The organism is Vibrio pelagius (genome assembly GCF_024347575.1).
Lineage (GTDB): Bacteria > Pseudomonadota > Gammaproteobacteria > Enterobacterales > Vibrionaceae > Vibrio > Vibrio pelagius.
In genome coordinates, this window is the sequence record NZ_AP025504.1 from 1,243,155 (window position 1) to 1,269,475 (window position 26,321).

General features: G+C 42.1%; 14 protein-coding genes and 1 pseudogene. 9 read left to right on the forward strand and 6 right to left on the reverse strand.

All coding sequences use genetic code 11. From position 1 onward, the window contains the following. Window position 1: 1 nt before the first annotated feature. Genes csy3 through vsple_RS19660 form a run of 3 tightly spaced genes read right to left on the reverse strand, consistent with a single transcriptional unit; the run spans window position 2 to window position 4,139 of the window. Window positions 2-1,060 (reverse strand): type I-F CRISPR-associated protein Csy3, encoded by a 1,059-nt coding sequence (gene csy3 / locus vsple_RS19650; RefSeq protein WP_261883518.1) that lies wholly within the window; start codon window positions 1,058-1,060, stop codon window positions 2-4. Further along, window positions 1,032-2,954: a type I-F CRISPR-associated protein Csy2 gene (locus vsple_RS19655; protein WP_261883519.1), complete on the reverse strand. Its 1,923-nt coding sequence runs from the start codon at window positions 2,952-2,954 to the stop codon at window positions 1,032-1,034. Before vsple_RS19655 ends, csy3 begins: the two co-directional genes overlap by 29 nt. Further along, on the reverse strand, window positions 2,955-4,139 hold the full coding sequence (locus vsple_RS19660) for a TniQ family protein (protein ID WP_261883520.1): 1,185 nt from the start codon (window positions 4,137-4,139) through the stop codon (window positions 2,955-2,957). It abuts the gene before it with no gap. 71 nt (window positions 4,140-4,210) lie between these two features. Here vsple_RS19660 and vsple_RS19665 point away from each other — a divergent pair, with 71 nt between their 5' ends. From vsple_RS19665 to vsple_RS19700, 8 genes are all read left to right on the forward strand, one after another. After that, on the forward strand, window positions 4,211-5,134 hold the full coding sequence (locus tag vsple_RS19665; protein WP_261883521.1) for a WYL domain-containing protein: 924 nt from the start codon (window positions 4,211-4,213) through the stop codon (window positions 5,132-5,134). A gap of 53 nt (window positions 5,135-5,187) precedes the next feature. After that, window positions 5,188-7,569, forward strand: a complete 2,382-nt coding sequence (locus vsple_RS19670) for a type I restriction-modification system subunit M (protein ID WP_261883522.1) — start codon at window positions 5,188-5,190, stop codon at window positions 7,567-7,569. 4 nt (window positions 7,570-7,573) lie between these two features. Next, window positions 7,574-8,857: a restriction endonuclease subunit S gene (locus vsple_RS19675; RefSeq protein WP_261883523.1), complete on the forward strand. Its 1,284-nt coding sequence runs from the start codon at window positions 7,574-7,576 to the stop codon at window positions 8,855-8,857. Then, on the forward strand, window positions 8,858-10,270 hold the full coding sequence (locus vsple_RS19680) for a DUF262 domain-containing protein (protein ID WP_261883524.1): 1,413 nt from the start codon (window positions 8,858-8,860) through the stop codon (window positions 10,268-10,270). Beyond that, on the forward strand, window positions 10,263-12,254 hold the full coding sequence (locus vsple_RS19685; RefSeq protein ID WP_261883525.1) for a DUF262 domain-containing protein: 1,992 nt from the start codon (window positions 10,263-10,265) through the stop codon (window positions 12,252-12,254). Before vsple_RS19680 ends, vsple_RS19685 begins: the two co-directional genes overlap by 8 nt. Window positions 12,255-12,289: 35 nt before the next feature. Beyond that, window positions 12,290-15,361 carry a type I restriction endonuclease subunit R gene (locus vsple_RS19690; protein WP_261883526.1) on the forward strand — a complete coding sequence of 1,024 codons (3,072 nt, stop codon included), beginning with the start codon at window positions 12,290-12,292 and terminating at the stop codon, window positions 15,359-15,361. A gap of 80 nt (window positions 15,362-15,441) precedes the next feature. Continuing rightward, window positions 15,442-18,987, forward strand: coding sequence for a helicase-related protein (locus vsple_RS19695; protein ID WP_261883527.1), 3,546 nt, complete (start codon window positions 15,442-15,444; stop codon window positions 18,985-18,987). Then, complete coding sequence (locus vsple_RS19700) at window positions 18,980-22,558, forward strand: sacsin N-terminal ATP-binding-like domain-containing protein (protein ID WP_261883528.1); 3,579 nt, start codon at window positions 18,980-18,982, stop codon at window positions 22,556-22,558. Before vsple_RS19695 ends, vsple_RS19700 begins: the two co-directional genes overlap by 8 nt. 177 nt (window positions 22,559-22,735) lie before the next feature. Here the strand turns inward: vsple_RS19700 and vsple_RS19705 are convergent, their stop codons facing one another. Both vsple_RS19705 and vsple_RS22045 read right to left on the reverse strand, forming a co-directional pair. Further along, on the reverse strand, window positions 22,736-23,773 hold the full coding sequence (locus tag vsple_RS19705) for a putative lipase (RefSeq protein ID WP_261883529.1): 1,038 nt from the start codon (window positions 23,771-23,773) through the stop codon (window positions 22,736-22,738). Window positions 23,774-24,019: 246 nt separating this feature from the next. Then, window positions 24,020-24,112, reverse strand: coding sequence for an ATP-binding protein (locus vsple_RS22045; RefSeq protein WP_420833808.1), 93 nt, complete (start codon window positions 24,110-24,112; stop codon window positions 24,020-24,022). A gap of 52 nt (window positions 24,113-24,164) precedes the next feature. Between vsple_RS22045 and vsple_RS19710 the strand changes: the two are divergent. Then, window positions 24,165-24,269 (forward strand): annotated as a pseudogene (locus vsple_RS19710) (IS5/IS1182 family transposase); the annotation flags it as partial. Between the two features lie 687 nt (window positions 24,270-24,956). Here vsple_RS19710 and vsple_RS19715 read toward each other — a convergent pair. After that, window positions 24,957-26,303, reverse strand: a complete 1,347-nt coding sequence (locus vsple_RS19715) for a metal-dependent hydrolase family protein (protein WP_261883530.1) — start codon at window positions 26,301-26,303, stop codon at window positions 24,957-24,959. Window positions 26,304-26,321: the final 18 nt, after the last annotated feature.

Sequence of the window (26,321 nt, forward strand, 5' to 3'; positions counted from 1 at the left end):
TTTAGTCTCCTTTATGCTGGAACAATCCACCCTTAATCAAGTTTGCCATTACGAAGTGCATATCATTGATAGCTTCTTGATCTGGAGCTTCGTTAGAGCTCAACACTTCAATGTAATGATCTGCTTTTTGCAGTAACGAAAACAAATCTTTTCCTGTAGAGGGATGACGATAGCAAGTGACATCTTCGCGATGAACGCCAAACCTTCCAACCCTCAGTGTCTCTGTTGCTTCAGGATACCAGTCGTCAATGGTTGCAATAGCTGCTCCAGTTTTAAAGGCTCCTAATATTGGACTACGTTCGCCATCAACAGTTGTATGCTGAAAAATTCGACTGTTTTGAGATTTAGATTTGTTTTTACTGCCGCTTTCTTTTTCTGTGAAAGCTTGGCTTGGTCGCACTATGGCATTGGTTGGCAGGTGCACGGTGGCTCTGACTTCAAATATCGTCAACCCATTAGGGCTAGAAAAAGCGGTTTTTATCATTTCTGTTATGGCCAACCAATCTTTATGATTTTCAAAGTCTTTTCGTGATATGTAGTTATTACGGATATCTTCAAATTTAACGTTTTCCCCGTTCCATGGCCAAGGTGCAAGTTCGATGTTCCAGCAATAAGCTTTACGGGTGTTTTTCCACAGCCACGTGCCGTCGCATATATTGATCAAGTATCGGGTAGCTAGCTCAGTCCAGCCGATTTTCTTTTCATACAGTTCTACAAGTTTCACTAACGTTTGTTTGACTGAGCTTGAATTACATTTATACGGTTTGCGTAGCTCAGAAGAAAAAGAGACGGAAAAGCAGCATTCGATATGACTAGCTCCATATGGAACGTGACAGAAATCAACCTGATGTGGGTTCCCCTGAGCCAAAGCCTCAGCGGTAGCATTTTTCTTGGGTTTGCCGGATGCATCATAGGCTAATGATGCCGTTTCCATTTGTCCGAGCAGACTACGAGATGTATAAGTTAAAGGTGTTTTTTTATCGTCGGGCCAAACGACAAAAAAGCAGACATCTGATGGGTCGATAGAGCGCTCATAGGCTAGACTCGAGGGTAGTTTCATTGCTGATACTCCTTGGCTGTACCACTATGTAATTTTGATGGCTGTTTAGCGACCATAAAATGGTGTTAGCATCGGTCGTGGAGCCAAAAGTGATTGACTTAACTAGTCCAATAATGCACTCAGCGAAAGCGTGTTTGTAACCTCTGAGAGAGTTCGGCTTATCTTTGGGTTCTTCTAACAAATGATAACCGACGCAGCTAGCTATAAGCTGAGAGTCGCCTTTGATGGCAGCTAATAGATCACCTAGGTTATTGTTTGGCTGTGTGTGAAGCGATATCCACCTTCCAACCTTTATTGGCAGAGATTGGATCGCCGTCTCTATCGTGGTGAATGAGTTTAGATATTTAAAATCGTCTATCGCAATCTTTGCTGAACCTCGAGCAAGTCGCTTTGGTAGTGCTGTAATTAACGTTTGTTGGTCAATACGTTGAGCAAAATTAGTGTTCAAAATAAGACTAAATACTGCATCACATTGCCAGTCATCATGGGTAGCGGGAGCTGATATAGTCCCATTGCCTTTTTCCACAAACTCGGCTGTTAACCCGCGCTTTTCGACATGGAGTTGGTGAATACATATCGCAAAGGATCCGACACGAAACGTGGTGTAGATGCTATTTAATCTGCGTTCGAATACGTGAACGAACCCAAAGAAAGCGGTAAGTGACGGAACCCCCACCGTTACCGGAGAGCTTAAAGCCGTTGCACCACAAACCCTGATATTCGGTAGGACAAGATATGACCCATTAGTATGCTGTGTACTATCATTGATTGAATTTGATAACGCTCGCTTCAAAAGCTCAGTAAAGAGCTTGGTCATCGATGGATCGTATGCAAAACGTTTGGTGGCTCCTAAGCAAGATAGGTCATGATTCAGATGCTGAACAAGTATGGTTGAATCCAGAGTGTGGTCTTGCATTGCCAACCAAACGCTGACCATATTCAGAATCTCGATTTTGTATTTTCGACGGAGCACCTTTCGCGCATTTTCAGGCATTAGGCGTTTATTAAGTCGTTTGTACTGTGTTAATGATTGAACATGCTCTGACGTCAACCAACTCCGTTTGCTGTTTAATCGATGATGAGGGGTGGTGGAAAACTTGGTATTAGACTTTAACATTCTAAATGCGCCGCCACATGTCATCGCAGTTACTCCCATGTTGGAGCTTCGGCTATACCGCGTAGTCGAGGCATGCAGATATTCATCTTGGAGTCCTTGATAAAAATGGCTTTGCATCGATAGTGATGCAACTGGCGAGAGCGAAATATAGGATGTATCACCATCAGGGAGCGATATTTGAGTCAAGTAATTCGGGGCGAGCGGCACACTGATGGTCATGTGAGCAATTGAAGCCAGCTGCTTTGCTATTGCTTTACGAGTTTTTTGATAGCAACCTAATGTTGTTAATGTTTTCCAAAGTGGATGATCAACATCTTTAAGAAGCTCAGCCAAGCATGATATCACCCCATTCCAACAAAACTCATTGGTAAGGAGTGCGCTTTTGTTGACGTATTTTGAATCATGGCTGTATGACCAATGGTATGGCGGGATTTTAGAAGAAGAGAGTAGAAAGCTTGGTAACTCACCTAGGGCTTCGGTTCGAATAATGCCTTCAGACCGTATATCCGGAAATTTTAGGTTATGGCTTTGTCGATAGTTCACACAATTTAAGCAGTTAGCCCACCATTTTTCATCTCGAAGTTTTTGCTTGCATTTGGCTCGGTCTAGCAGGTCTTTCTGATCATCAGTCTTATCAGTTAAATTGACTAATATCGTCAGTGCATCAAGTTCTTTGCCATCGATCGCAATATGCGCTGTGAGAGGGCGAAATGCGCGCTTCAATGCCGCTTTTAAGTCGTCCGGATTTGATTCGATTAGCTCTTTCAGAGTTTGCACTTACCACCTCGATACATAAAACGAACGATTAAACTCATCAGTCTGAAATTCAGCTAACCAAAGGCAGAAGATGTCGCCGAAGTAAAACAGGTAATCATTAACCTCTAGAGGTGCGTTTGGTTTAGTTTTACGATTTGGCTTTAAGATGCGTTGTTCAACCATTGAGGCTATCTCATCCAAACTGCAATTAAGGAACACAGTAGCCTCTAGAGCGTTCATACGAAGGTTAGCGATCAAGCCATCGTTATCCCATAAATTCGTCTCTACATGCCGTAGAAGCTCTCCTAGGATGATATTGTGATGGAGGTTGCGTTCTGGTAATCGAACAGAACTAAAAAATATCCGCCCTAGAAGATCTTTTATCCGTAATTCTCTTCTTACAACAATGGCGTGCTCTAGGTTGAATTCAATTTCACTATCAATCATAGAGTGGAACGAGATTGGCCAGTTCGAGAAAAATTGGACGAACGAAAAGTGCTCGAACGGATCATTGCTGATATGAATCCACCAATGTACTAAGCCCCAACGGTAACTTGGAGGTAGATCTGGCAGATCTTTAGATTTATTGCCCGCTAGCCAATTCGCAACAGAGAGTGTTGCGTTATGACTTTTTTCTCGACTTTTTACGGCGATAGGCGCTTCACAACTGCCGCACATTCCACTTAAACCAGACACTCGATAGTCGTGCTCAGCGCCACAGCTACAGCTGTTGACTAAGGGCACATCATGAATGTGGCAGTGATCGTAACCCTCAAAATGCCAAAGGTAAGAAGCGTAACCATTTTCTTGTAAGCATAATAGGCAGCAGGGTATGGACTTTGTCCTGAGTAAACTGCGAGGAAAAACTTCTGAGCCACGGATCACGGCACTAGTTGATGGAGAATATTTTAAGTTTGTTCTGTTAATTGCTAATCCAAGTAACTCGGTCGGTTCGTTAAACGTTAATTGAGCGAGTTTCAGGAGTGAGGCAGTTCGGGCACCAGAGCTATCTTTGGCCGTGCAGGGGTTAATCTTTGCGATATCGGTTGGAAAGGTTTGATAGCCGTGATGGTCAATGTCTTGCAGGAAGCGTTTGCTTGCCTCTAGGAAACGCTGAACATCATCATATCCATTGTTGTTGGCTACGCGAATAAAAAAGCTCTCAAGGCTTTCATCACGGTAAGGTTTAGGTCTTTGTAAAAACACAGAGGCTATCTATCCTTGTTGAGTAATGTCTATTGCTCTATATCAAAAAGATAGTATCAAAATGATTACTTGTGCAAGTTTATGGTATAGAATCTTACTATCAACATGCCATCTTTATTATTATGACGCACGAATCAATAGACAAATTAAATCACGCGCAGCGGGAACGTTTAGCGTTCATCGATTTCTGTCTCGAATACTATGGGGCTGTTGCTAGGGCGGACCTAGTTCAACAATTCCAAACAGGTTTGGCTTCTTGTTCTAGAGATCTCACCCTCTACAGAGAGTTGGCACCTGAGAATGCTGAGCTCGTTCACCAAACAAAGCAGTACGTTCGTACAGACAGTTTCACACCGCTGTTCGCGCATGATTCTGAGCAAGCCTTGAATCAATTGATGCAAGGGAAGGGTACTTCTTCCCAAGGTGATACTCCCCAAGTTTGCTTTGATGCCATTCGATTAACACAACCGAAGCAAAACATTGTCGCAGCGTTAATGCGTGCGATTCACAATAATCAAGCCATTCAATGCCGCTATCATTCACTTTCTTCTGGCGCTGGTAATCGAACCATTGTTCCCCACGCCATCATAAACAACGGTCATCGTTGGCATGTCCGAGCATTTGATCGAAAGACGAACAGTTTTCGTGATTTCGTTTGTAGTCGATTTACAAAAATAGAGAGCTCAGCAACACCACCAAAAACCGGTGAATCTGCAAGTTACGACGATGCTTGGAATACAATTCTTCAGCTTGAGATCGGTGTTCACCCTCAAATAAAGCATCCAAAGGCTATTGAGCTTGATTATGAGATGACTCAAGGGAAGTTGAATATTGAAGTTCGCTCTGCTCTGGTGGGATACCTACTCACACAGTGGAATGTGGATTGCTCAGAAGAGGGCTCCCTGAACGCTTCGCAATATCAGATGCACTTAAAGAATACAGATGTGTTATCAGGCTTAGAAAGTACCCAACTTTTGCCTGGTTTCAACCAATAAGATTAATGCCGCCTACACGATTAGGTGTGGGTAACAAAGAAATAGGATCCCAAATGGACCACTCAGTACATAACAAACTCGTTTCATTTATTTGGTCGATTGCCGACGACTGTCTTCGTGATGTCTATGTTCGTGGTAAATACCGCGACGTTATTTTGCCTATGGTGGTGCTACGCCGTCTCGATACGCTTTTAGAGCCATCAAAAGAAGCAGTATTGGAAGAAGTTAAATTCCAAGTAGAAGAAATGAATGAAACTGAGCTTGATGACGCACCATTGTGCGCTGCATCAGGTTATGTGTTCTACAACACATCTAAGTGGACGCTACAAACGCTATTCAGTACAGCGACCAACAACCAACAGATTCTGCTGGCTAACTTCGAAGATTACCTCAACGGTTTTAGCGACAACGTAAAAGAGATTGTTGAGTGCTTTAACCTGAAAGCTCAAATCCGCCACATGGCGGGGAAAGACGTTTTACTAGATGTGGTTGAGAAATTCGTCTCGCCTTACATCAACTTAACGCCTGAGGTGAAAGAAGATCCTGAGGGCAACAAACTACCAGCACTTAGCAACCTTGGTATGGGTTATGTTTTTGAAGAGTTGATCCGTAAATTTAACGAAGAGAACAACGAAGAGGCGGGTGAGCACTTTACTCCACGTGAAGTTATCGAACTAATGACACACCTTGTCTTCGATCCAATCAAAGATAACTTGCCACTTTCTATCACAGTGTATGACCCTGCATGTGGTAGTGGCGGTATGTTGACAGAAACACAGAACTTTGTTGAAGAGAAGTACCCAGCATCAAACCGTGATATCTACCTTTACGGTAAAGAGATCAACGATGAGACTTACGCCATTTGTAAGTCAGACATGATGATCAAAGGTAACAACCCAGAAAACATCCGTGTTGGTTCAACCCTATCTACCGATGAATTCTCATCAGAGCGTTTCGACTTCATGCTTTCGAACCCGCCTTACGGCAAGAGCTGGGCGAGTGAGCAAAAGCACATCAAAGACGGTAAAGATGTCGTAGATGGTCGCTTTATAGTGAAGTTAAAAGACTACTGGGGCGTTGAGTCAGAACAAGATGCGATTCCTCGCTCAAGTGACGGTCAGTTACTGTTCCTTATGGAAATGGTCACTAAAATGAAATCGCCGCAAGTGAGCCCATTAGGGGCTCGTATTGCATCAGTTCACAACGGTTCAAGTTTGTTTACCGGTGATGCCGGCAGTGGTGAAAGTAACATTCGTCGTTACATTATTGAAAATGACATGCTGGATGCGATAGTTCAGTTGCCAAACAACCTGTTTTACAACACGGGTATTACCACCTATATCTGGCTGCTTAATAACAACAAACCTGAAAGCCGCAAAGGGAAGGTTCAGTTGATTGATGCTAGCTTACTGTTCCGCAAACTGCGTAAGAACTTGGGTAACAAAAACTGCGAGTTCTCACCAGAGCACATTGCGGAAATTGTCTCGACCTATCTAGATAACCAATCCGTTGAGCGTGCTATCGACGAGAAAGGCGATTCGGTGGGTATTGCCGCCAAAGTTTTCAAGAACCAAGATTTTGGTTACTACAAAGTGAATATTGAGCGTCCAGACCGTCGAAGTGCCCAATTCCGTGTTGACCTGATTGAGCCATTACGTTTTGAAAAATCACTGCGCGAAGTGATGGAGTACTTGTACGCCGAACATGGCGAAAATGTCTATGAAGCAGGTTTTGTTAAAGGGATTGAAAAAGAGATCACCAAGTGGTGTGAAGAAAACGATATCAGCCTAAACAAAGCAGCGAAAACCAAATTGCTGGAAACGAAAAACTGGATGAAACAGCGCACACTGGTTAATGCAGCGAGTCAATTACATAGCAAGATTGGTGATGAAGTATACAACGACTTTAATCAGTTCAAACAATTAGTAGATGCAGAGCTTAAATCACTCGGTCTGAAACTCGCGGCAACTGAGAAAAAAGCCATTGTTGATGCGGTAAGCTGGTATGACGAAAACGCAGAAAAAGTCATCAAGAAAGTCGCCAAGCTAAAGCAAGATAAGTTAGACGAACTGCTAGAAAACTACGAATGTGAACTGCAAGATTTGCCAGATTTTGGTTACTACCCAACGGGCAATCACAACGAGTTCGTGACTTATGAGTCAAGTTCAGACTTGCGTGATAGCGAATCTGTGCCGCTTGAACAAAGCATCTATCAATATTTCCTTGATGAAGTGAAGCCGCATGTGGATGAAGCTTGGATAAATCTTGAATCAGTCAAGATTGGTTATGAGATCAGCTTTAACAAATATTTCTACCGCCACAAGCCGCTACGCTCAATGGATGAAGTCGCTAAAGACATTATTGCGCTTGAGCAAAAAGCGGAAGGTTTAATTGCTGACATTCTAGGTATATCTGTAGCTAAGGTTCAGGGGTGATAGCATGAAAGACAATTACCCTAAGAGTGCGTTACCAGAGGGATGGGTTTTAGCTCCCGTTGGTGCGTATTGCGATGTAATAGATCCTCAGCCAGATCATCGGGCTCCTGCCCTAGACCCTGATGGTCTGCCCTACATTGGGATTAGAGATGTAAACTATGACGGAACTGTAAATGAAAAAACAGCCAGAATGGTTGCTGAAAAAGCAGTAATAAAGCAAGAAAAGGCATTTAGAATAGAAAGTAACAACTTAGTTTTTTGCAAAGTCGGTACTTTAGGGCAGCCTCGTCACTTAAATCTAGAAGGTAAAAGAGTTGCTCTTTCTGCAACATTGGTGCTTATTAAACCAAAATCCAATTGTTGCGAGCGTTATCTTAAACACGTTTTGGAATCTGATTATTTAAGTTCACAGATTTACAGCGTAGTTACAGGAGCAACACGACCAGCATTAGGTATTCAACAAATTAGGAAGTTCAAATTACCTTTCCCTCCGTTGAACACACAAAAGGATGTTGGAAGGTTTCTCGACCAAAAAGTATCGCAAATTGATGAAGCGATTTCTTGTAAAAAAAAGCAAATTGAACTTCTAAAAGAACGTAAGCAAATCATCATTCAGCAAGCTGTAACGCAAGGCTTGAACCCTGATGCACCAATGAAAGATTCTGATGTGGATTGGATAGGAACAATTCCAGAGCATTGGGAAGTTCGTCGCAGTAAATTCTTGTTTACTCAACGTAAAGAGAAAGCCTGGAAAGATGATGTGCAACTTTCTGCGACTCAAAAATTTGGTGTTATTCCTCAAGATGAGTATGAAGCAAGGACGGGTGCAAGAGTTGTAAAAATACAGTTTCACCTTGATAAGCGTAAACATGTAGAAAAGGATGATTTTGTTATTAGTATGCGTAGCTTTCAAGGAGGACTTGAACGCGCATGGTCAAGGGGGTGTATCCGCTCATCCTATGTAATCTTGAGACCGTTAGAGCCAATTGACCCAAATTTCTATGGTTACTTACTTAAGCTACCTATGTATATAAAGGCGCTTCAAAGAACAGCAAGTTTTATTCGAGATGGTCAAGATTTGAATTTCGATAACTTCTCTCAGGTTGATTTGTTTATTCCTCCTTTAGATGAGCAGAAAGCAATAGCTGATTATGTTCGAGGTTTTATGGAAAGCTCTGACGACGGCATTTCTTTGATGGAAGAGCAAATTGTTAAGCTTAAAGAATATAAAACCACCCTCATTAACAGCGCCGTTACAGGTAAAATCAAAGTAACGGAGCTGGCATAAATGGCGGTTGTAGTTGCCAGTTGTACACTAGAAAAGCTGTTTTCTGGTGAACCGATTTTAGCTTCAGACGGTAAGTTTGAAAAAGACGTTCACGGGATGCTTGCCATCCCTGAATATCAGCGCCCATATCGCTGGAATGAAGAACAAATCACCCGTTTATTGAATGACTTTAAGCTTCATCAGCATGAGCTAGCTGGTAAGCCTGAAGCGGAGCATTGCCCATTTTACTTGGGCAGTGTCATTTTGCATCAACAAGATGACAAGCTGAATATTATCGATGGTCAGCAACGCCTGACCACAATGGCGTTGATTTCTCACTTAGCAAATAAACACTCCGACCTTGAGTTGGTTTATGAATCCCCAGAGAGCCAGCAGCAAATCAAACACAACCTCGGTTGGCTGTATAAGAATGATGCCTCATTGGATGATATAGATTTTGCGCAAATCAACATCACCTTGGTAGTGACAGATAGCGAAGATGAAGCTTACCGCTTTTTTGAAACCCAAAACACGGGTGGGGTGCGATTAGCAGGGCCCGATATCATCAAAGCTCACCATCTTCGAGCGGTTGATGAAAAGGATAAATCTGCGGTAAACACCTTTGCCACCCGTTGGGAGGCGCTGGGAGATTTAAACCCAGTAGTCGATATTTTGCTGCGTGGTCGCTATTGGCAATATCTGAACTTCCGAGACTACCCGTTGCACAACCAAACTCAGCAAGTGCGTAATAGCATTGTCACCGAACTGGCAGAGCAAACAGGCAAAGGCGACGATATTGCCTTTGGGCGAATTGCTCGTACTTATATGCCCAACGGTGGAGAGAGCTTGGCACAGCCTCAAGTTGGCTATGAGTTGCGCCAGCCGTTAAATAGTGGCGCTAATACCATTCACTATTTGCAATATTTTGAGCAACTGCGCCAAACCTATTTATTGAATAAAACAACGCAAGGTGAGCTTGCTGGCTTTTACGAGTTCTATCAAAAGCTGGTGTGTAAACTCGATGGCTGCGGTTATCTTAAACAGCTTTATGACGCTTGCTTGCTGCTTTACATCAGCCAACATGGGCAGCAAAGCTTAGAGGTAGCGGCGAAAAAGCTATTTCGTGTGGTTTATTCTCGCCGAGTAGAGAACCAGAAAGCAGTAAAAGAGAAATCGGTTCCTGCTTTTGTAAAAGAAACCCCAGTGCTGGATTGGATTGCGATGAGCTATACCCCAGAGCAGTGTTTTGCACAGCTAGATGGTTTTGAGCTTTCGGTAGACAAGAATGGCTTTGATAAAAACAGCGTTAAAAAACGTTTCGTCGAAAAAGTGTCTCAATACTTTGGCCTTGATATAGACAAGCAAGATTATGCTAATCAATTTGGCGCTGCATTTAGCCAACACATCTCTGCGTTAGGAGCAAAACATGGGTGATCATTTATCAGTACGAACTGAGCTTCTGACGCTTGAGAAAATCTACACCGATAACTACCAGTTTTCTATTCCTAGCTATCAGCGTCCTTATGTCTGGTCAGATGATGATGTCTTGCTGCTGTTCAGAGATATTAAAGAAGCGTGTCGATTAAAAGAACCAAGCTATTTTATCGGCACCATCCTTTCGTCTCGCATTGAACAAGATGGAGAGCGGATCTATGAGTTGCTCGATGGTCAGCAACGCACGACAACACTCATGCTGATGACTATTGCTTTTAAATACGCAGGCATTAAATCCGATCTTGCAGGGCTTGCTGTTTATACATCGAAGAACGGCGAAGATAAGCCGCGCCTCCAATTCTCAATTCGTGAGCAAGTTCAGCAGCTTTTAGGTGGTCTAGCGGGGCTTAAGAACTATCAAGTGCCGTCTAAGGAAACGATCGCCGACAATGCTTATTTGAAACAGATGGGCGTGGCGTTAGATGTATTGACCAAAGAAGTAGAGAAGCTCAAATCAGACGATGTGGTGAGCGCCGAAGCTATGGGGGATTACCTCTACCGCCAAGTTCAATGGGTGAACAACATTGTGCCAACACAAATGGACTTAAACCGATTGTTTGCCACCATGAATACCGCTGGCATTCAGTTGGAACAAGCGGACATTTTAAAGGCGAAGCTCTTCAAGCACATTCATACTGACAAAGCACAGTATGATGCAATGTGGGTGGCGTGTGAGCATCTGGAAAACTATTTTGAACGCAATGTACGCAAAGTATTTCCTAATGCGGATTGGTACCATATTGAACCCGAACACTTGGCGTCTTTTGATGCTGAACGGTTCGCTGCAAAAGATGAAACGTCAAAGGCGTTACCTGGCTTGTCGATTGCTCAGTTAGCGTTACAAGTTAAAGCAAGTTCAATTCCTGATAACACCGAGCAAGACAAGTTTGAAACCTACGATCTGGATGTAGAAACGGTTTACTGTCGCCCAATCATCAAGCTCCCACTGTTATTGATTCACGCTTACCGAGTCTACTTAGCGCTTAATGATCATAATGATATCGAGCCACGACTGCATAGTGATCGCTTGTTGGAAATATTCGACCCACTTATCAACAGTGATGAGCAATCGGTAAAGTTGTTTATCGAAACGCTATGGCAGGTTCGCTACCAGTTTGACCGTTGGGTTGTGAAATGGGTTGAACGTGACGATGCGACAGAGGAGCAACTGGCTTTAACTCGTCAGTATCCAAGTGAGTCAAAAGGTAAGCGCTATATAAACCGTGAGCAGAAAAACATAAGCGAGTTAGTTCTGTTACAGAGTGTGCGCAACTTTACCGGTGAGCGCAGCGCCCAGTATTGGTTAACACCATTTATTTCAGGTTTGATCCGTTCGAGTATCAAGCAAGACTCCGAGGCGCTAGAGCTGCTTGAAAACATCGACAACAAAATGTCTCTATCAATTGATACTCAGAAAGAGGCCAGCTTTGCACTGGCTGAAAGCTCAGAGCCTAACTGCCAGAGTTGGCAATCTCAATCGATATACTTTGAACAGTCGTTAGGGACGAGTTTCGAGCATTACTGGTTTCAGAAACTTGAATATTTGATTTGGAAGCAAATGAAAGCTTCAGAATCTTCACTGTCTTCTGAAGAATTGAATAAGTTCAAAAAGTACCGAATCACATCCAAAAACTCAGTAGAACATGTTCATCCTCAAAATGATGAATATAAGAGTGAGTTAGCATATGAAACTTTAAACTCATTTGGTAATTTAGTACTACTGAGTCCCGGTGAAAACTCTTCTTACAGCAATCAAGACGTTGACAAAAAGCGTATTGATTTCGATAGAAAGTCTCACTTTGACGCGCTCAAACTAAGAGAAATATTTGGTGCTAAAGGTCAGGGTTCATGGGGTAAACAGCAGATAGATGGCCATCTAGAGGACATGATGACTGTTTTTGAACAGCACTACGAACATTATTAAAGACTCTGAATAATCAAAACAAACAACGGGAATTTATGGTTAGTAAAACAAATGAACAGGCGCTAGAGGCCGCAATAGAAAAAGGTTTAGCCGGTATTTGTAAAGAAGAGCTAGCGCTGGGTGAAGCGCCTCTTAGTTACAATAATGATCTTTATCTTATTGGCTCTCCAGGTGACTTTGACAAACAATACGCTATAGATACCCGTTTGTTTTGGCAGTTCCTCGAAGATACTCAAGCAAGTGAGTTAGAAAAACTCAAGCGCACTAGCCCTCACGATTGGCAGAGAAAAGTCCTTGAGCGTTTTGATCGTATGATCAAGCGTCATGGTGTTTTGCGTTTGTTGAAAAAGGGGTTAGACGTTGATGATGCGTTCCTAACGTTAATGTATCCAGCACCTCTCGCCAGTAGTTCTGAGAAGGTAAAAAAAGATTTTTCTACCAACCTGTTCAGTGTGACTCGCCAAGTTTGTTATTCCAATGCAAATCCATTGGAAGAGATCGATATGGTGCTTTTCATCAATGGTATTCCGCTGATTACTCTTGAGTTAAAAAACCATTGGACGGGACAAAATGCGGCTTATCATGGTCAGAAACAGTATCGAGATGATAGAGACGCGAATCAACCTCTGTTGAACTTCGCACGTTGTTTGGTTCATATGGCGGTTGATACCGATGAAGTTTATATGACGACCAAACTGGCAGGTAAAAAGACATTCTTCCTACCGTTCAATAAAGGCTTCAATCTAGGTAAAGGAAACCCGACTAACCCATATGGCCACAAGACAGCTTACTTGTGGCAAGAGGTGTTCCGCAAAGAAAGCATCGCTAATATTATTCAGCACTTTGTTCGTCTTGATGGTAGCAGCAAAAAGCAGTTGGACAAACGAACTCTGTTCTTCCCTCGATACCACCAAATGGATGTCGTGCGTCGCTTGGTTGATCACTGTTCAGTTAATGGTGTTGGGCAAACCTATCTGATACAGCACTCAGCGGGTTCTGGTAAATCTAACTCAATTACATGGGCTGCGTATCAGCTCATCGAAACTTATCCTATCAGCGATGACCTACCAGGAAGTAGAGGGAAAGAAGTGCCTCTATTCGATTCGGTCATCGTCGTTACTGACCGCCGATTGCTCGATAAGCAGTTACGCGACAATATTAAAGAGTTCTCCGAAGTGAAGAACATTGTTGCACCAGCGTTCAAATCGTCTGAGCTAAAGTCTGCATTAGAGAATGGCAAGAAAATCATCATTACCACCACTCAGAAGTTTCCGTTCATTATTGATGGTATTGCAGATTTAAGTGATAAGCGCTTTGCAGTCATTATTGATGAGGCTCATAGCTCTCAATCAGGCTCCGCTCATGACAACATGAACCGTGCAATGGGCAAGAAGGAAGTGGAAGAGCTGGAAGATGCTCAGGACAAAATCCTACAGGCAATGCGCTCTCGTAAGATGCGTGGAAATGCCTCTTATTTTGCGTTCACGGCAACACCCAAGAACACCACTCTAGAAAAGTTTGGTCAGCGACAAGCGGACGGTACTTACGCTCCTTTCCATTTGTATTCGATGAAACAAGCCATCGAAGAGGGGTTCATTCTCGATGTTATTGCCAACTATACGACTTATAAGAGTTATTACGAGATTGAAAAATCAATCCAAGATAACCCTGAGTTCGATAGCAAAAAAGCGCAGAAGCGTTTGCGAGCGTATGTAGAGGCAAGCCAAGAAACCATAGATACCAAAGCCGAGATCATGCTTGAACATTTTATCAAACATGTGATTAACGGTAAGAAGCTAAAAGGTAAAGGCAAGGGCATGGTGGTGACTCAAAATATTGAGTCAGCTATCCGCTACTATCGAGCGTTAACGAGGCAACTCGATAAGATGGGTAACCCATTTAAAGTCGCGATTGCCTTCTCTGGTACCAAAGAAGTTGATGGTATTGAATACACTGAAGCAGACCTAAATGGCTTCCCTGAAGGTGATACCAAAGATTACTTTGATGTGAACTACAAGCGTAAGGAGTCGGACTCCCCAATCCCTAAGCATGTGGATCAGGATGCTTTCCGTTTGCTGGTCGTGGCCAACAAGTATTTGACAGGTTTTGACCAACCGAAGCTTTGTGCCATGTATGTAGATAAAAAACTGGCAAGTGTACTGTGTGTGCAAGCGTTGTCTCGCTTGAACCGTTCAGCGCCAAAGTACGGTAAGAAAACGGAAGATCTGTTTGTGTTGGATTTCTTCAACTCAGTGGATGATATCAAAACCGCCTTCGACCCTTTCTATACATCGACAACGCTTTCTGAAGCCACTGATGTCAATGTTCTTCATGAGCTAAAAGATGATATGGACGACACAGGTATTTATGAGTGGTTTGAAGTTGAGGAGTTCAATAAGCGTTTCTTTGAAGGAAGAGATGCTCAGGACCTGAGCCCAGTCATTGATATCGCAGCTGCGCGTTTTAACCACGAGTTAGAACTAGAGAACGAGTTTAAAGTCGATTTCAAAGTGAAGGCCAAGCAGTTTGTGAAAATTTACGGCCAGATGGCATCTATCATGCCTTATGAGGTCGTTCAGTGGGAAGAACTGTTCTGGTTCTTGAAGTTTTTGATTCCAAAACTTTCCGTCGAAGATCCAGATAAAGAAGCGCTAGACTCGTTACTTGATTCCATTGATTTGAGCTCCTATGGGTTACAAAGGGTTAAGCTTAACCATTCCATCGAGCTAGATGACTCTGAAACTGAGTTAGATCCTCAAAACCCGAACCCTCGCGGAGCTCATGGTGCAGAAACTGAGAAAGACCCGTTAGATGAGATCATCCAAATCTTTAACGAACGTTGGTTTCAAGGTTGGAGCGCGACATCAGAAGAACAGCGCGTTAAGTTTGTGAACATTGCTGAGAGCATCCGAAATCACCCAGACTTTGAAGCTAAATACCAAAACAACGCAGACCCTCATACTCGAGAGCTAGCGTTTGAGAAGATGTTGAAAGAAATCATGCTTCAACGTCGTAAAGACGAATTAGAGCTCTACAAGCTGTTTGCACAAGACCCTGCTTTTAAAGCGTCTTGGACGCAAAGCATGCAGCGTATGGTTGGGATGTAGTTTAGTTTATGTTTGGCGTGAGTTGGTAAGTACTTTTCACTTTCACATGTAACCTATTCTGTAGATCGAGAGGTACGTAGATGTTTACAAGTTTTAAAATCATGACTAGAGCTTTGCAAGACTTTCTGAGCTCCAATTTGCCCACCTTATCAGATGATTGGTGGGAGATTAATGTTATCGAAAGGCTATCATTCCAACAGCAAAAGATAGCTCAGGAGAAAGGTTTTACATCAATTTACGAACTCGACCTAGCAGCATTGCTCAGGGTTTTAGACCAAAACTGGTTTGAGTTAGTGGATGTATGTAAATTACCTAGAGAGGCGAGAAACTGGGTTAAAGAGCTTCAAACTATCAGGAATAAATGGGCTCATGCATCAACTGATTTGCCTATCAGCGAAGAATATCGTGATGTTGATACACTGATTAGATTGATTGAAGTGATTAGTTGTGATGAAAAGAGTCTGTCAGACTTGTATGGTGTTAGGGATAATTTACTCGACGCTTTAGCCCATAAGAATGATGGGACGAATGGTTCTGAGAATACTGTTCAAACATATCAAAGCAGGGATATACCCCATTTTCAGCCAGGACAGTTAGTTACTTTGAGATCTGACTCTAATGTAGTCTTACCGATCATGAACGTAAAGCTTGGCGGAGTCGAGCCAGCTTATGAGGTATTTGAGTCAGGTAAAGTATCGACATACTTCCAAAGCCAGTTGCAAGAGATGGGTTCTGATAGTGGCCAAGGCTTTGAAAGTTGCTCGAAAGAGGAGCTTTGGGCTTCGTTGAGTGCAACAAGCCTTAGTTTACCGTCTAATAATAGCCTCTATTCTCTAAATTCAGCGGATATTGACTTCGTCCCATATCAATACCGACCAGCGATTAAAATCATTCAAGCGGAACAGCCTAGACTTTTGGTAGCAGATGAAGTGGGTGTTGGTAAAACGATTGAAGCTGGGCTTATATTGAAGGAGCTTTCCGCTAGGACAACGATCAAGTCTGTACTCATTATCTGCCCAAAAGCACTTGTTGCAGAGAGAAAATGGGAACTAGAAATGAAGCGCTTTGGGGAAAGTTTTGTTCCCTTGGATGGAAAAACGTTAAGGTACTGCCTCAAAGAGACAGAGGTTGAGGGGCATTGGCCAGAAAGCCATACTAAGGCAATATTACCTTTTTCCTTGTTCGATTCAGCTCTCTTGCATGGAGAAGATACAAAGACAAAGCGTAATAATGGTCTTCTCGAGCTAAACACACCGCCAAAATTTGATCTAATAATCGTAGACGAAGCACACAATATCAGAAACAGAAACACTAACCTTCACCAAGGGGTTAAGTTTCTGTGTGATAACGCTAATGCGGTAGTTTTCCTATCGGCTACACCAGTCCAGTTGGGCAGCAGTGACTTGTACACATTGTTGAATGTACTTCGGCCAGAACTCATCATAGATGAGAATAGTTTTCACTCTATGGCTGTCCCTAACAAATATTCCAATGAAGCAATTCATATACTCCGCGAAGCAAATGACGGTTGGCAAGAAAATGCGATTGCTCAGCTAAAAGCTCTGTCTCAAACTGAGTGGGGACGCATGTTTATACGCGAGACTCCACTGTTTCAAGAGATCTATGACACATTATCCGAACCAAGTGTTCCAGATGAAGCAAGAGTGTCAGCGATAGGCAGGCTAGAAGAACTAAATACCTTTAGTCCTCTTATCAATAGAACAAGAAGGCGAGATATAGGAGAGTTTACTGTTCGTAAGCCAGAAACTGTGTCTGTCGAATTTACGCAGGAGCAACGAGCTGTTCATGACACTCTTCTTGACGTCGTCGCCGATATTTTGAAAGTGACACATGGACATCAAAACATTCGATTTATGATGACCACGATTAGGCGCCAAGCTGCGAGTTGTATACATGGGTTAGCGCCTTTGCTTAACGATCTCCTGAGTAACAAGCTTGCTCAGTTAGAAATAGATGAATCGTATGATGAAGACCTAACTAGTCAAGTCTCCGAGTCTGAAATTGAACTGATTGAAGATAAAGTTGGTGAATTATTGGCCTTGTGTGAAAACTTGCCCTCCTCAGATCCAAAAGCAGATGTTTTTATTCAACTTATTAGGGAAAAGCTTGCCTTAACAAATAGAAAGGTTCTTATTTTTACTACTTTTAGACATACCATTAATTACCTAGAGGCTAAGTTGAGAGCTTCTGGGCTACGGTTTGGGGTAATACATGGCGGTATTTCGGATCAGGAAAGAAGGGGTATCAGGAACAGGTTTTCCATGGAATCATCAGACTCAGAGAGCATCGATATTCTTTTATCCTCGGAAGTTGGTTGTGAAGGGTTAGATTTTCAGTTTTGTGACTGTTTGTTTAACTACGATCTTCCTTGGAACCCTATGAAGGTTGAACAACGAATTGGACGTATCGATAGGTATGGTCAGCAAAGTGAAGCGGTAGCTATAGTCAATTTTGTAACTCCCGGGACTGTAGATGCAGATATTTATGAGAGATGTCTAGTTAGGATTGGTGTGTTCAAGAATGCGATTGGGGGCTGTGAGGAAATATTAGGTGAGATAAGTAGCGGTATTCGGAGTTTAGCTGAGAACTTATCTTTAACGCGTGCAGAGGTTCAAAAGCAACTGAGTCAGTTAGCTGACAACAAAATCCGATTAATTGCTGAGAATGAGCGTTTAGCTTCGCAGCAGTCAGAGTTATTTGGTTTATCGATTCCAAGTGAAAGCGTTGGTTCAGAAGAGCTGAGTCGATTTAAGCAAGAGTTGTTATCACCACCTGCTTTGAAGAATCTGATTAATATCTACTTATCAAATGTGCTTGCAGAGAATAGAGCTTACATTAGTTCCAACAATGAAGCGATATTGAGTTTAAACGCTGAACAGAGGAAAACTCTGTTGAGAGAGCATCATGTAGATTCCTCAAAGCTTTCTGTTGGTCAAAGAGAGTGGCTATCATGGCTATCTGGATCTAGCGCAAGACTTTCAGTGGTCTTTGAGCCTAAGTATAAAAACGAAAGCAATATTCTTGTGACATTAGAGCATCCACTAATTCAGTATGCGACCCAGGCCTTGGCACCAAATGAAAAAATTGAAGCGTACATAAGTTTACCTTGCGAAAAGCTACCAACAGGTCGTTACCCATTTTCCATTTACCAGTGGAATAAAAAAGGTATTCGTTCAGACGATACGTTGGTGGTAGTTAGTGAAAGCAAAGTGCTGGCTGACAACTTGCTAGATTTAATCTCAGAAACTATGACGCAAGAGCAAGTCAAGAAAAGACTGAGTGAATCTGAAGCTAAAGCTTTAGCTGACCTTCATTATAAAAAGTGGAGTTATGCTCAAGTAAAACATATTGCCGATAATAGGCAGTTAGCTGAGGTGAAAGTGCAGAGTTTAACGACTAGCCATAAAGCTCGTTGCAAGACTATTTTTGAGCAAATGGAGAATGCTAATAACCCCAAAATTGCCAAGATGAAGCAAAGCGAACTGATACACGCTAACACTGATTTTCAGTTGCGATTAAATGAGCTGCAAAGATTGGGAGATAGTGGTGATGTTCATTTTTCAGAGTTGTGTGTAGGTGTGCTGGTTGTAGAAGACAATGAATAGATTTATCGAAGAGTTAATTAAAGATAGAGAAGAGTATGCGAATTGGTTGGAGAGGAAACCAGCATTACGAAGAATTGTTGAAGATCTATATCCTGACAAGGCTCACTTCATTTATGAACTGCTTCAAAATGCTGAAGATGCTAACGCTAAAACGGTATCGTTTTCTTTATCAAGAGAGCAGCTGACCTGTTCGCACGACGGCAGGCCTTTTAATGATCAAGACATCAGTGCTATCACAGACATTGGAGAAAGCAGCAAAAAGGATGATGACAACTCTATAGGGCGGTTTGGTATTGGGTTTAAAGCCGTTTTCGTATACACCGAATCTCCAAGAGTTATGTCTGGAAACCTTGATTTCACGATCGAGAGGTTCGTCGTACCCACATTCCGAAACCCTAGTAACCATGATGCTGTCACAGTCTTTGAATTCCCGTTTAATAGTAAGAAAAAAACACCTAAAGAATCGTACAAAGAAATAGGTCAAGCACTGAAGCAGCTCTCTGGAAGCGCCTTACTGTTTCTGAGAAATATTAGAAAGGTTGAATGGTTTGTCGATGGTGAGTTTCTAGGAAGTATTGAGCGAGAGGAGTATGCAGACAATCATATTTCGATAACTCAAAAGAGTGGCTTTGATAGTAAACCTGTCGTCGTTAACTGGTTGCGCTATATTACTTTGATTGGGGAGAAAGAAACTCTATTTTCCTCAATCGCATTTAAGTTAAGAGAAAAGCCGCAAAAGAAAAACAATACTGATTCAGAAAAAAAGGTGCTAGCCGAACGATTTGTCATTGAGGGGATTAAAAAAGGTACTGTGTCGGCTTTCTTCCCTGCTGAAAAAGAAACTTCTGGCCTAAGGTTTCATGTTCACGCGCCTTTTGTAACTGAGTTGAGTCGCGCTAGTGTTAAAGATACGCCCGAAAATGACAGATTGTATGAGTACTTAGCCGATACCATAGAAAGGGCTTTGCGTGAAGTTAAGTCAATCGGATTGTTAGATAGGAACTTCCTAGAAGCCATGCCTAATTCATCAGATCCAGTATCCAAGAAGTATCAAGTAATCAGAGACCGAGTAAAGAACTCTCTGATGAACGAGGAGCTTGTTCCTACTCTAGAGGGAACATTCAAAAAGGGCAGATTGCTGTATATGACCAAAAGTACGATTGCTCGTACCATCAACACCCTAGACTTCGCAAATCTCACTCGTAACAGCATAGATTCGGTAGGCTGGTCAATTACAAGTAACCAGAAAAATGATCGCTTATATAAACTGCTTATGGACGCTGGGGTTTCAGAGTGGACTAAGGATGACTTAATAGAGTGTTTCGAGTACTACGAGCCTAAAAGTTATTCATATGAAGAGAAAGCAAACACGCAGGAATTGGCTAATTTTGATGAATGGATACTGAGAAAAAGTTCACAATGGTTGCGCGGTTTGTATTCGTTATTTGCGTCAGAGTTGAGAGACGAGCTTGATTATTCGGTAAGTTCTTTAAGGATAATTCCAACCAATAATAGCCAGGTAAAAGCGCCTAGTGAGTGCTATTTTCCTTTAGAGGACTCAATTACTGACGATAGTATTTCCTGCTTACGTTCAGACCTGCTGGTGCCACTCGAAGGGGAGTCGAAGAAGGTTAATGATGGTGTTAATTCGTTTTTCAGCGGGACAGGTGTTAAGACATATGGTGAAAAAGAAAGCATTCTTGCAATCTTAAAAACATACTATTCTTCTGACAGAATATCGTTGGATTTTGAAACGCATGCATTGCATATGAAAAAGTTTTTTTCATGGTATAAACAAGCAAGGTTTGCAGCCAATGAACTCAAAAAACATTCAATAATCCTTGACGGTAATTTTGATTACGTTAAACCGAATCGTACCTATCTTGATGACCCATATAGGTCAACCGGAATGGCCTTAGCTTTAGGTGCTAAAGGGGTCTCTACTGTACATGCCATTAATAATATGTACCTACAGTTGGGAATTGAAATCAACGAGCTTAATGGTTTTTTCGAGTTTCTTGGGGTAATCAAGTCTTTAGACATCATTGAAACGTCATGCCTTAGTAATCCTAAGTGGAGCTACTTGAGAACGGCCCCAGGGAATGCAACTCACACCGGCGTCAATAGAGACTACACAATAGATGGGCTTGAGAGTTTGCTAAAAGCACATGATAAAGCTGTGTCAGAACTCATTTTGAAGACGGTAAGCAATCAAGCGCGTAGTAAGCAGATTGCAGTTTACAGTCAAAACCAAAGTAACCCAAGTCGTACTGCTGATTCTCAATGGATATGTTTACTTCGTGATAGAGCTTGGGTTCCTACTAAAAGTGGCACATTTGTCAAACCATGTGATGCTCAGAAGAAAGACTTATCAGGTAATTTTCTTCGCGCGTTAGGAACTGACTGGGCGGACAAGATAAGATTCTGTCAGAAGGAAGAAGAAAGCTCTAAAGAAAGTCTTGTTAAGAAAGAAGCCGCAAAACGGTTGGGAATTACTAGTCAGACTGATTTTCAGCTTTTAGACCTTATCTCAAGTGGTTCTATCTCTGAAGTACAAAAGCAACAACTAATTGCTTCTGTTACTTCAAGTGCTCACAACTTCTCCCAGCAATTACCGCAACAGAGCTCAAGTAATTCAGCAGCTCGTGCCTTGGCAGTTTCTAAAGCTGCGGAGCAAGCTCCAGAAAAGCGTAGGGAAGTAAGAGAAAGATCCGTTGCTGTAGGGAAGCCGTCTGTCAGACAGGAAGCGGAAGCTTATTTAAGAAGCCAGTATTCAATTAATGAAACGATGATCTGTCAATTATGCCAAGAAGAGTTGCCGTTTAGGAAGTTGAATGGAGATTATTATTTTGAAGTTGTAGACTTTATTGAAAGTGATTCTATGCACTTTCAAAATCACCTCTGTCTCTGTCCAAATCATTCAGCAATGTTTAAGCATAGTAACTCTGATAGGAGCATTTTGTTCGAAAAACTGTCGACCACTAAGAATAGAAGCATTTCATTGCAGCTAAATGGAGTTGAAACAGAGCTGTATTTCACTGAAAACCATATGAATGATGTTAAGGCCATTTTCGGAGTAACTCCTGTTGCAGTTGAAACCTCGACTGAGCCTAAACCATCAATGGTTGAAGAACTAAAGTGTGTTATTGATGGGGTTGCGGTTCCTAAACATCTTTCGCTCTGGAGGAATGCATTCATCACGACATCAAATAATTCGGGCTTGGTTAAAATTGGTACAAATAAAGAGGTTGTGGCAAGTTTTGAGTCTATTAGTGCGGCTGAGAACTGGTGGGATAACTACCTGACGAAGCGTGGCTTTGAAGGTAAGCTGAAGGTAAGGAGTGAAAATGATGTGCTACTGGCAAAGCAGACAAGTAAGCCTGTGTTGCCAACAAAGGCTTCAAGTTCAGCCAGAGCTACGCCTAAACCAAATATAGTCCGGAAATCAGCATCAGTTAAAGCTAGTAAAAAGGTAGTTAGTATTCCAGAAGGAAAGAAGTATTGTCCGAAGTGTAAAGGAGTAGAGAAACCAATACCATGCAGGGAATGCTACGGAACAGGCTGGGTTTGACCAAGATTATACTGAGCGAGCATTTCAGGTCCTACACCGATAGAAACATTAGAGGATGGGAAATCAATCTGGGCTGAAAAGAATCTAGCCCAGATATAATCTGACAGGCACCGAGTCGAAGAGTGGGTAACTGTCAGATCAGGTCTGAATTAGTACAAGTTATTTATACATTACTACTTACTTTAAGATGAAGAAATCAAGCAACGCCTCAGCTTCTGTAGAGGTCAATATTTGGTTGTGGCTTCCCGATATAGTATTAGCAGTTTGTATTACGTATGCCGGCAACCTCCAGGACTCAGAACAACTGATACCATTTCCATCGTTGTAGGTATTAATAAACCAAGAGCCTTCATTTATCACTTTATTACATTCAGGGTGGACTTGAGTCTTATCCTGAATCATCGCCAAGCATTCTGCATCATTTTTACTGCAGGCCCAAGATGTGTGAGTCAGAGTGTCGTTGGGACTAAATCCAACGGAGTCAGAACCAGTAAAAATAGGTAGCAACCATCTTACTGCAAAGTCTTCATTTGCTTGAAATACTATTATTGGCTGCTCATTTTCGTTGAGTCTGTAGTTTTCGACCCCGGTATAAGATTCTTTGAATTCTTCTTTACTAAATGCTGGGTTTAGCATTATGAAAGAGTACTGAGAACTAAAATTAAAAGACTGATCTTTGAGGTCTTCAGCAATAGCATTGTATACTGCGCTACCGCCCAAACTATGTCCTATAACAGCCAGTTTTACGTTGGATTTTTTCTCTATCTTTTCTTTAGTTTGTTCAATAATATCCCTTAGTCCATTTCTTCCCACAACTTCAGATATTTGTTTTCTATCTCCCAGAGTGTGAAGGTCAAACCCTTTCCTTGATTTGCCTCTCCAACCAACGTATAGCCCGACAAAGTCGTCTTCAGAATTTAACTCTAAATGACTCATGAAAGCACGGAATTCTTGAAGGTTTCTATCTCCAGGAGAAGCATTATGCCTCCACCCGTGGACGAATATAACGATATGAGTATTATCATTTAGGCTATCTATTTTATCTAGGTACAATTTAGCTTGTTCTTTGATGTGCACCTCACCCTCGTCATTTAACTCAATGATGTAGGGTTCAACTTCTGTCACAAGATTGGCCTCTGTATAATAAGACTTATCATCAACTGAAACACACCCATTTACGAAAAGTAACAACAGTGCAATAGCTATAAATTTCATATTAAAACTTCCTTGTACTAGTTATTTGTTGGTGCCGAACAATGAAGATAGCTTTGCTTCAGCTACCTTAGATGCTTCGTTAACTGAATCTGACTCGACTAAAAATGCTTTTATACTTAGAATGCGTAATTCGGCGAACGAGACCCCTGATTTCATTTTTATTCGACCACCTATTCAAGTCCGTCTCTTCTCTTCCTAAGCTTTACTCCGAGCTTCGATTTTCGCCATTTTTCTTATTGATTCACTTCACAGTTCTATTCGATAACTTTGATGAACAAGCTTATCTAAGATCGCATCTGCGATAGTGGAGTCGTCTATCACCTGATGCCACTCGTTCACGGGAAGTTGGTTGATAATGATTATGCGGCACTTTTGATATCGATCTTCAAGTACTCTTCGAAATTACAACGTACAGTTTGGTGAGACTTACGGCATGATTAAAGCATTTAACAAGCTAACAGGGATATGTATGCCCGAAACTCAGTGTGTAGTTTGAATTGTGAACGTTTTGGCTAGCATTCGTTCTAAAGATGAATTAGGCAACAAAGCCGAGGAATACTTGAGCATTATGTGAAAGAAATTTTCTTACTGCGTAAAAGAGTACACTGACATGCTTTCACAAAATTATCAGATTATGGTTGTTTTTGGCAATATCAAGTTATGTTTGTTTTTTATCTAACTCATTGAACTTATGCCAGTTAGTGTTATCAATTTATGGTTGTTTCAACATTTAACTTTATTAAAAAAACATAATTTGAGATGCCTCTTCATAGCCTAGACTTGCATAAGTGTACGGCATAAATATGACGAGGCATTATTGTATTGGTTCTACTTTTTCTTTTTGCCTCCATTCTGTCTGCACTTGCAATTGCGCTCTTGACACCAGTTCTAAACTTCTTCAAATACTTAAAGGATTCGATTCTTACCGGATTCTTAGAACTAATAAATATTGTTGAATTTATAAAGGAAAATAGCGACAAAATAATGAATGGTTGGGTATTTTGGAAAGCGTGGGGGAGCGTAGAAAATAAACGGTGTAACAAATGTCTGTAGGCTATACCAAAAACTTGAGGTGGGTTCTTTGGGCGCGTAATAACCCCTGTGTTTTAGCGAGCTCTTTGTTTATTGCATAAATAAAAAAATAGCCATCACCTTTTTAGGTGATGGCTATTGGGCTTATAGATTAGTTGATCGTATTTTTATAAATTTCGCCGTCTTTCATAATAAGCGCAAGATTTTCTTCAGGCTTAGTTAAGATAGAAATATCTTCCAGAGGGTTGCCGTTGATCAGTAGAATATCAGCGTAAGCACCTTCCTGGATAACACCTAGCTTGCCTGGATAAGGGTTACGTGGACCAGTCATTTCAAGTACACGGGTGTTAACTGAAGTCGCTTGCTGCATGATTTCAGCAGGAGTAAACCATTTCAAGCGGTTTGTGAACTCTTGGTTTTGTAGAGCCTTAGCTTCAAATCCGCCAATGAAGTCCGTACCAAAGCCAATGTCTACGTTGTACTTCTTAGCCATCTTCATCATGGTATCTAAGCCCTCAGCTGCTTCAATTTGGCGCGCAGCCTGTTGCTCATTGAAGTGAGGTGGTACAGGACCTAAGAAGAAACCGGTTTGAGCTGAAATGAATGCACCTTTTTCTGCTGCTAGTTTCATTGTTTCTTCAGTCAGCATATTAGCGTGTTCAATGGATAAGAAGCCCGCTTCTAAACTTTCGCGTACAGCGCGGTCAGTATATGCGTGCACTGCGACATATGTGTTCCAACGGTCCGCTTCACCTGCGGCGGCTTTGAGTTCTTCCATCGAGTACTCCATGATGTCTAGTGGATCACGAAGACCACTTACTGCACCACCGGCAAAAATCTTAAGGAAGTGTGCCCCTTTACGCATTTGATCGCGGGCAGCTGTTAGTACTTCTGGTACGCCGTCAGCAATAATCGAACCACCATGAAGTTCTAATTCTGTTAGTGCTGGGCCACCGAATTGTCGTGGTGCGGTGTTTAGCGTTCTGAAGTCACCGTGGCCTGAAGTCATTCCGATAGCGGCTTCAGAAGAGTAAATACGAGGGCCTGGGAAGTAACCTTCATCAATGGCTTTTTTAGGGCCAAGAGATGGGCCTGCTGTGTCACGCACTGTTGTAAAGCCACGCATTAGGGTATTTTCTGCTTCAACCAAGGCTAGCGCGCCTACGTAAGTGCCTGGAGAGTCTGTAAATTCCCAGATGCCTTGGTTCCAAGTTAGGTGAACGTGCACATCAATGAAACCTGGTGACATAGTGCGGCCTTGCGCATCGATCACCATCATGTCGCTTGTCGCTGGAATAGACTTTGAGATTTTAGCGATCTTGTTGTCTTCAATTAAAACGCTCATAGGTGCAGTTAACTTGTCACTTGTTCCATCGAAGATGTTTGCATTGGTGATCAGAGTGCGCTGTACGGCATCTTCTTCAGCGGCAAAAGCCATTGGTGAAGCAGCTAATACGGCAGCAATCACTGTTGAGGTGAAGAGTTTTTTGGATTTCATAGTTTACCTTTTGCTAAT

What these genes read in the sequence shown, in the direction of transcription:
- csy3 (WP_261883518.1), bottom strand. Translation starts at nt 1,060, where the DNA reads ATGAAACTACCCTCGAGTCTAGCCTATGAGCGCTCTATCGACCCATCA.
- vsple_RS19670 (WP_261883522.1), top strand. Translation starts at nt 5,188, where the DNA reads ATGGACCACTCAGTACATAACAAACTCGTTTCATTTATTTGGTCGATT.
- vsple_RS19675 (WP_261883523.1), top strand. Translation starts at nt 7,574, where the DNA reads ATGAAAGACAATTACCCTAAGAGTGCGTTACCAGAGGGATGGGTTTTA.
- vsple_RS19680 (WP_261883524.1), top strand. Translation starts at nt 8,858, where the DNA reads ATGGCGGTTGTAGTTGCCAGTTGTACACTAGAAAAGCTGTTTTCTGGT.
- vsple_RS19685 (WP_261883525.1), top strand. Translation starts at nt 10,263, where the DNA reads ATGGGTGATCATTTATCAGTACGAACTGAGCTTCTGACGCTTGAGAAA.
- vsple_RS19690 (WP_261883526.1), top strand. Translation starts at nt 12,290, where the DNA reads ATGGTTAGTAAAACAAATGAACAGGCGCTAGAGGCCGCAATAGAAAAA.
- vsple_RS19695 (WP_261883527.1), top strand. Translation starts at nt 15,442, where the DNA reads ATGTTTACAAGTTTTAAAATCATGACTAGAGCTTTGCAAGACTTTCTG.
- vsple_RS19700 (WP_261883528.1), top strand. Translation starts at nt 18,980, where the DNA reads ATGAATAGATTTATCGAAGAGTTAATTAAAGATAGAGAAGAGTATGCG.
- vsple_RS19705 (WP_261883529.1), bottom strand. Translation starts at nt 23,773, where the DNA reads ATGAAATTTATAGCTATTGCACTGTTGTTACTTTTCGTAAATGGGTGT.
- vsple_RS19715 (WP_261883530.1), bottom strand. Translation starts at nt 26,303, where the DNA reads ATGAAATCCAAAAAACTCTTCACCTCAACAGTGATTGCTGCCGTATTA.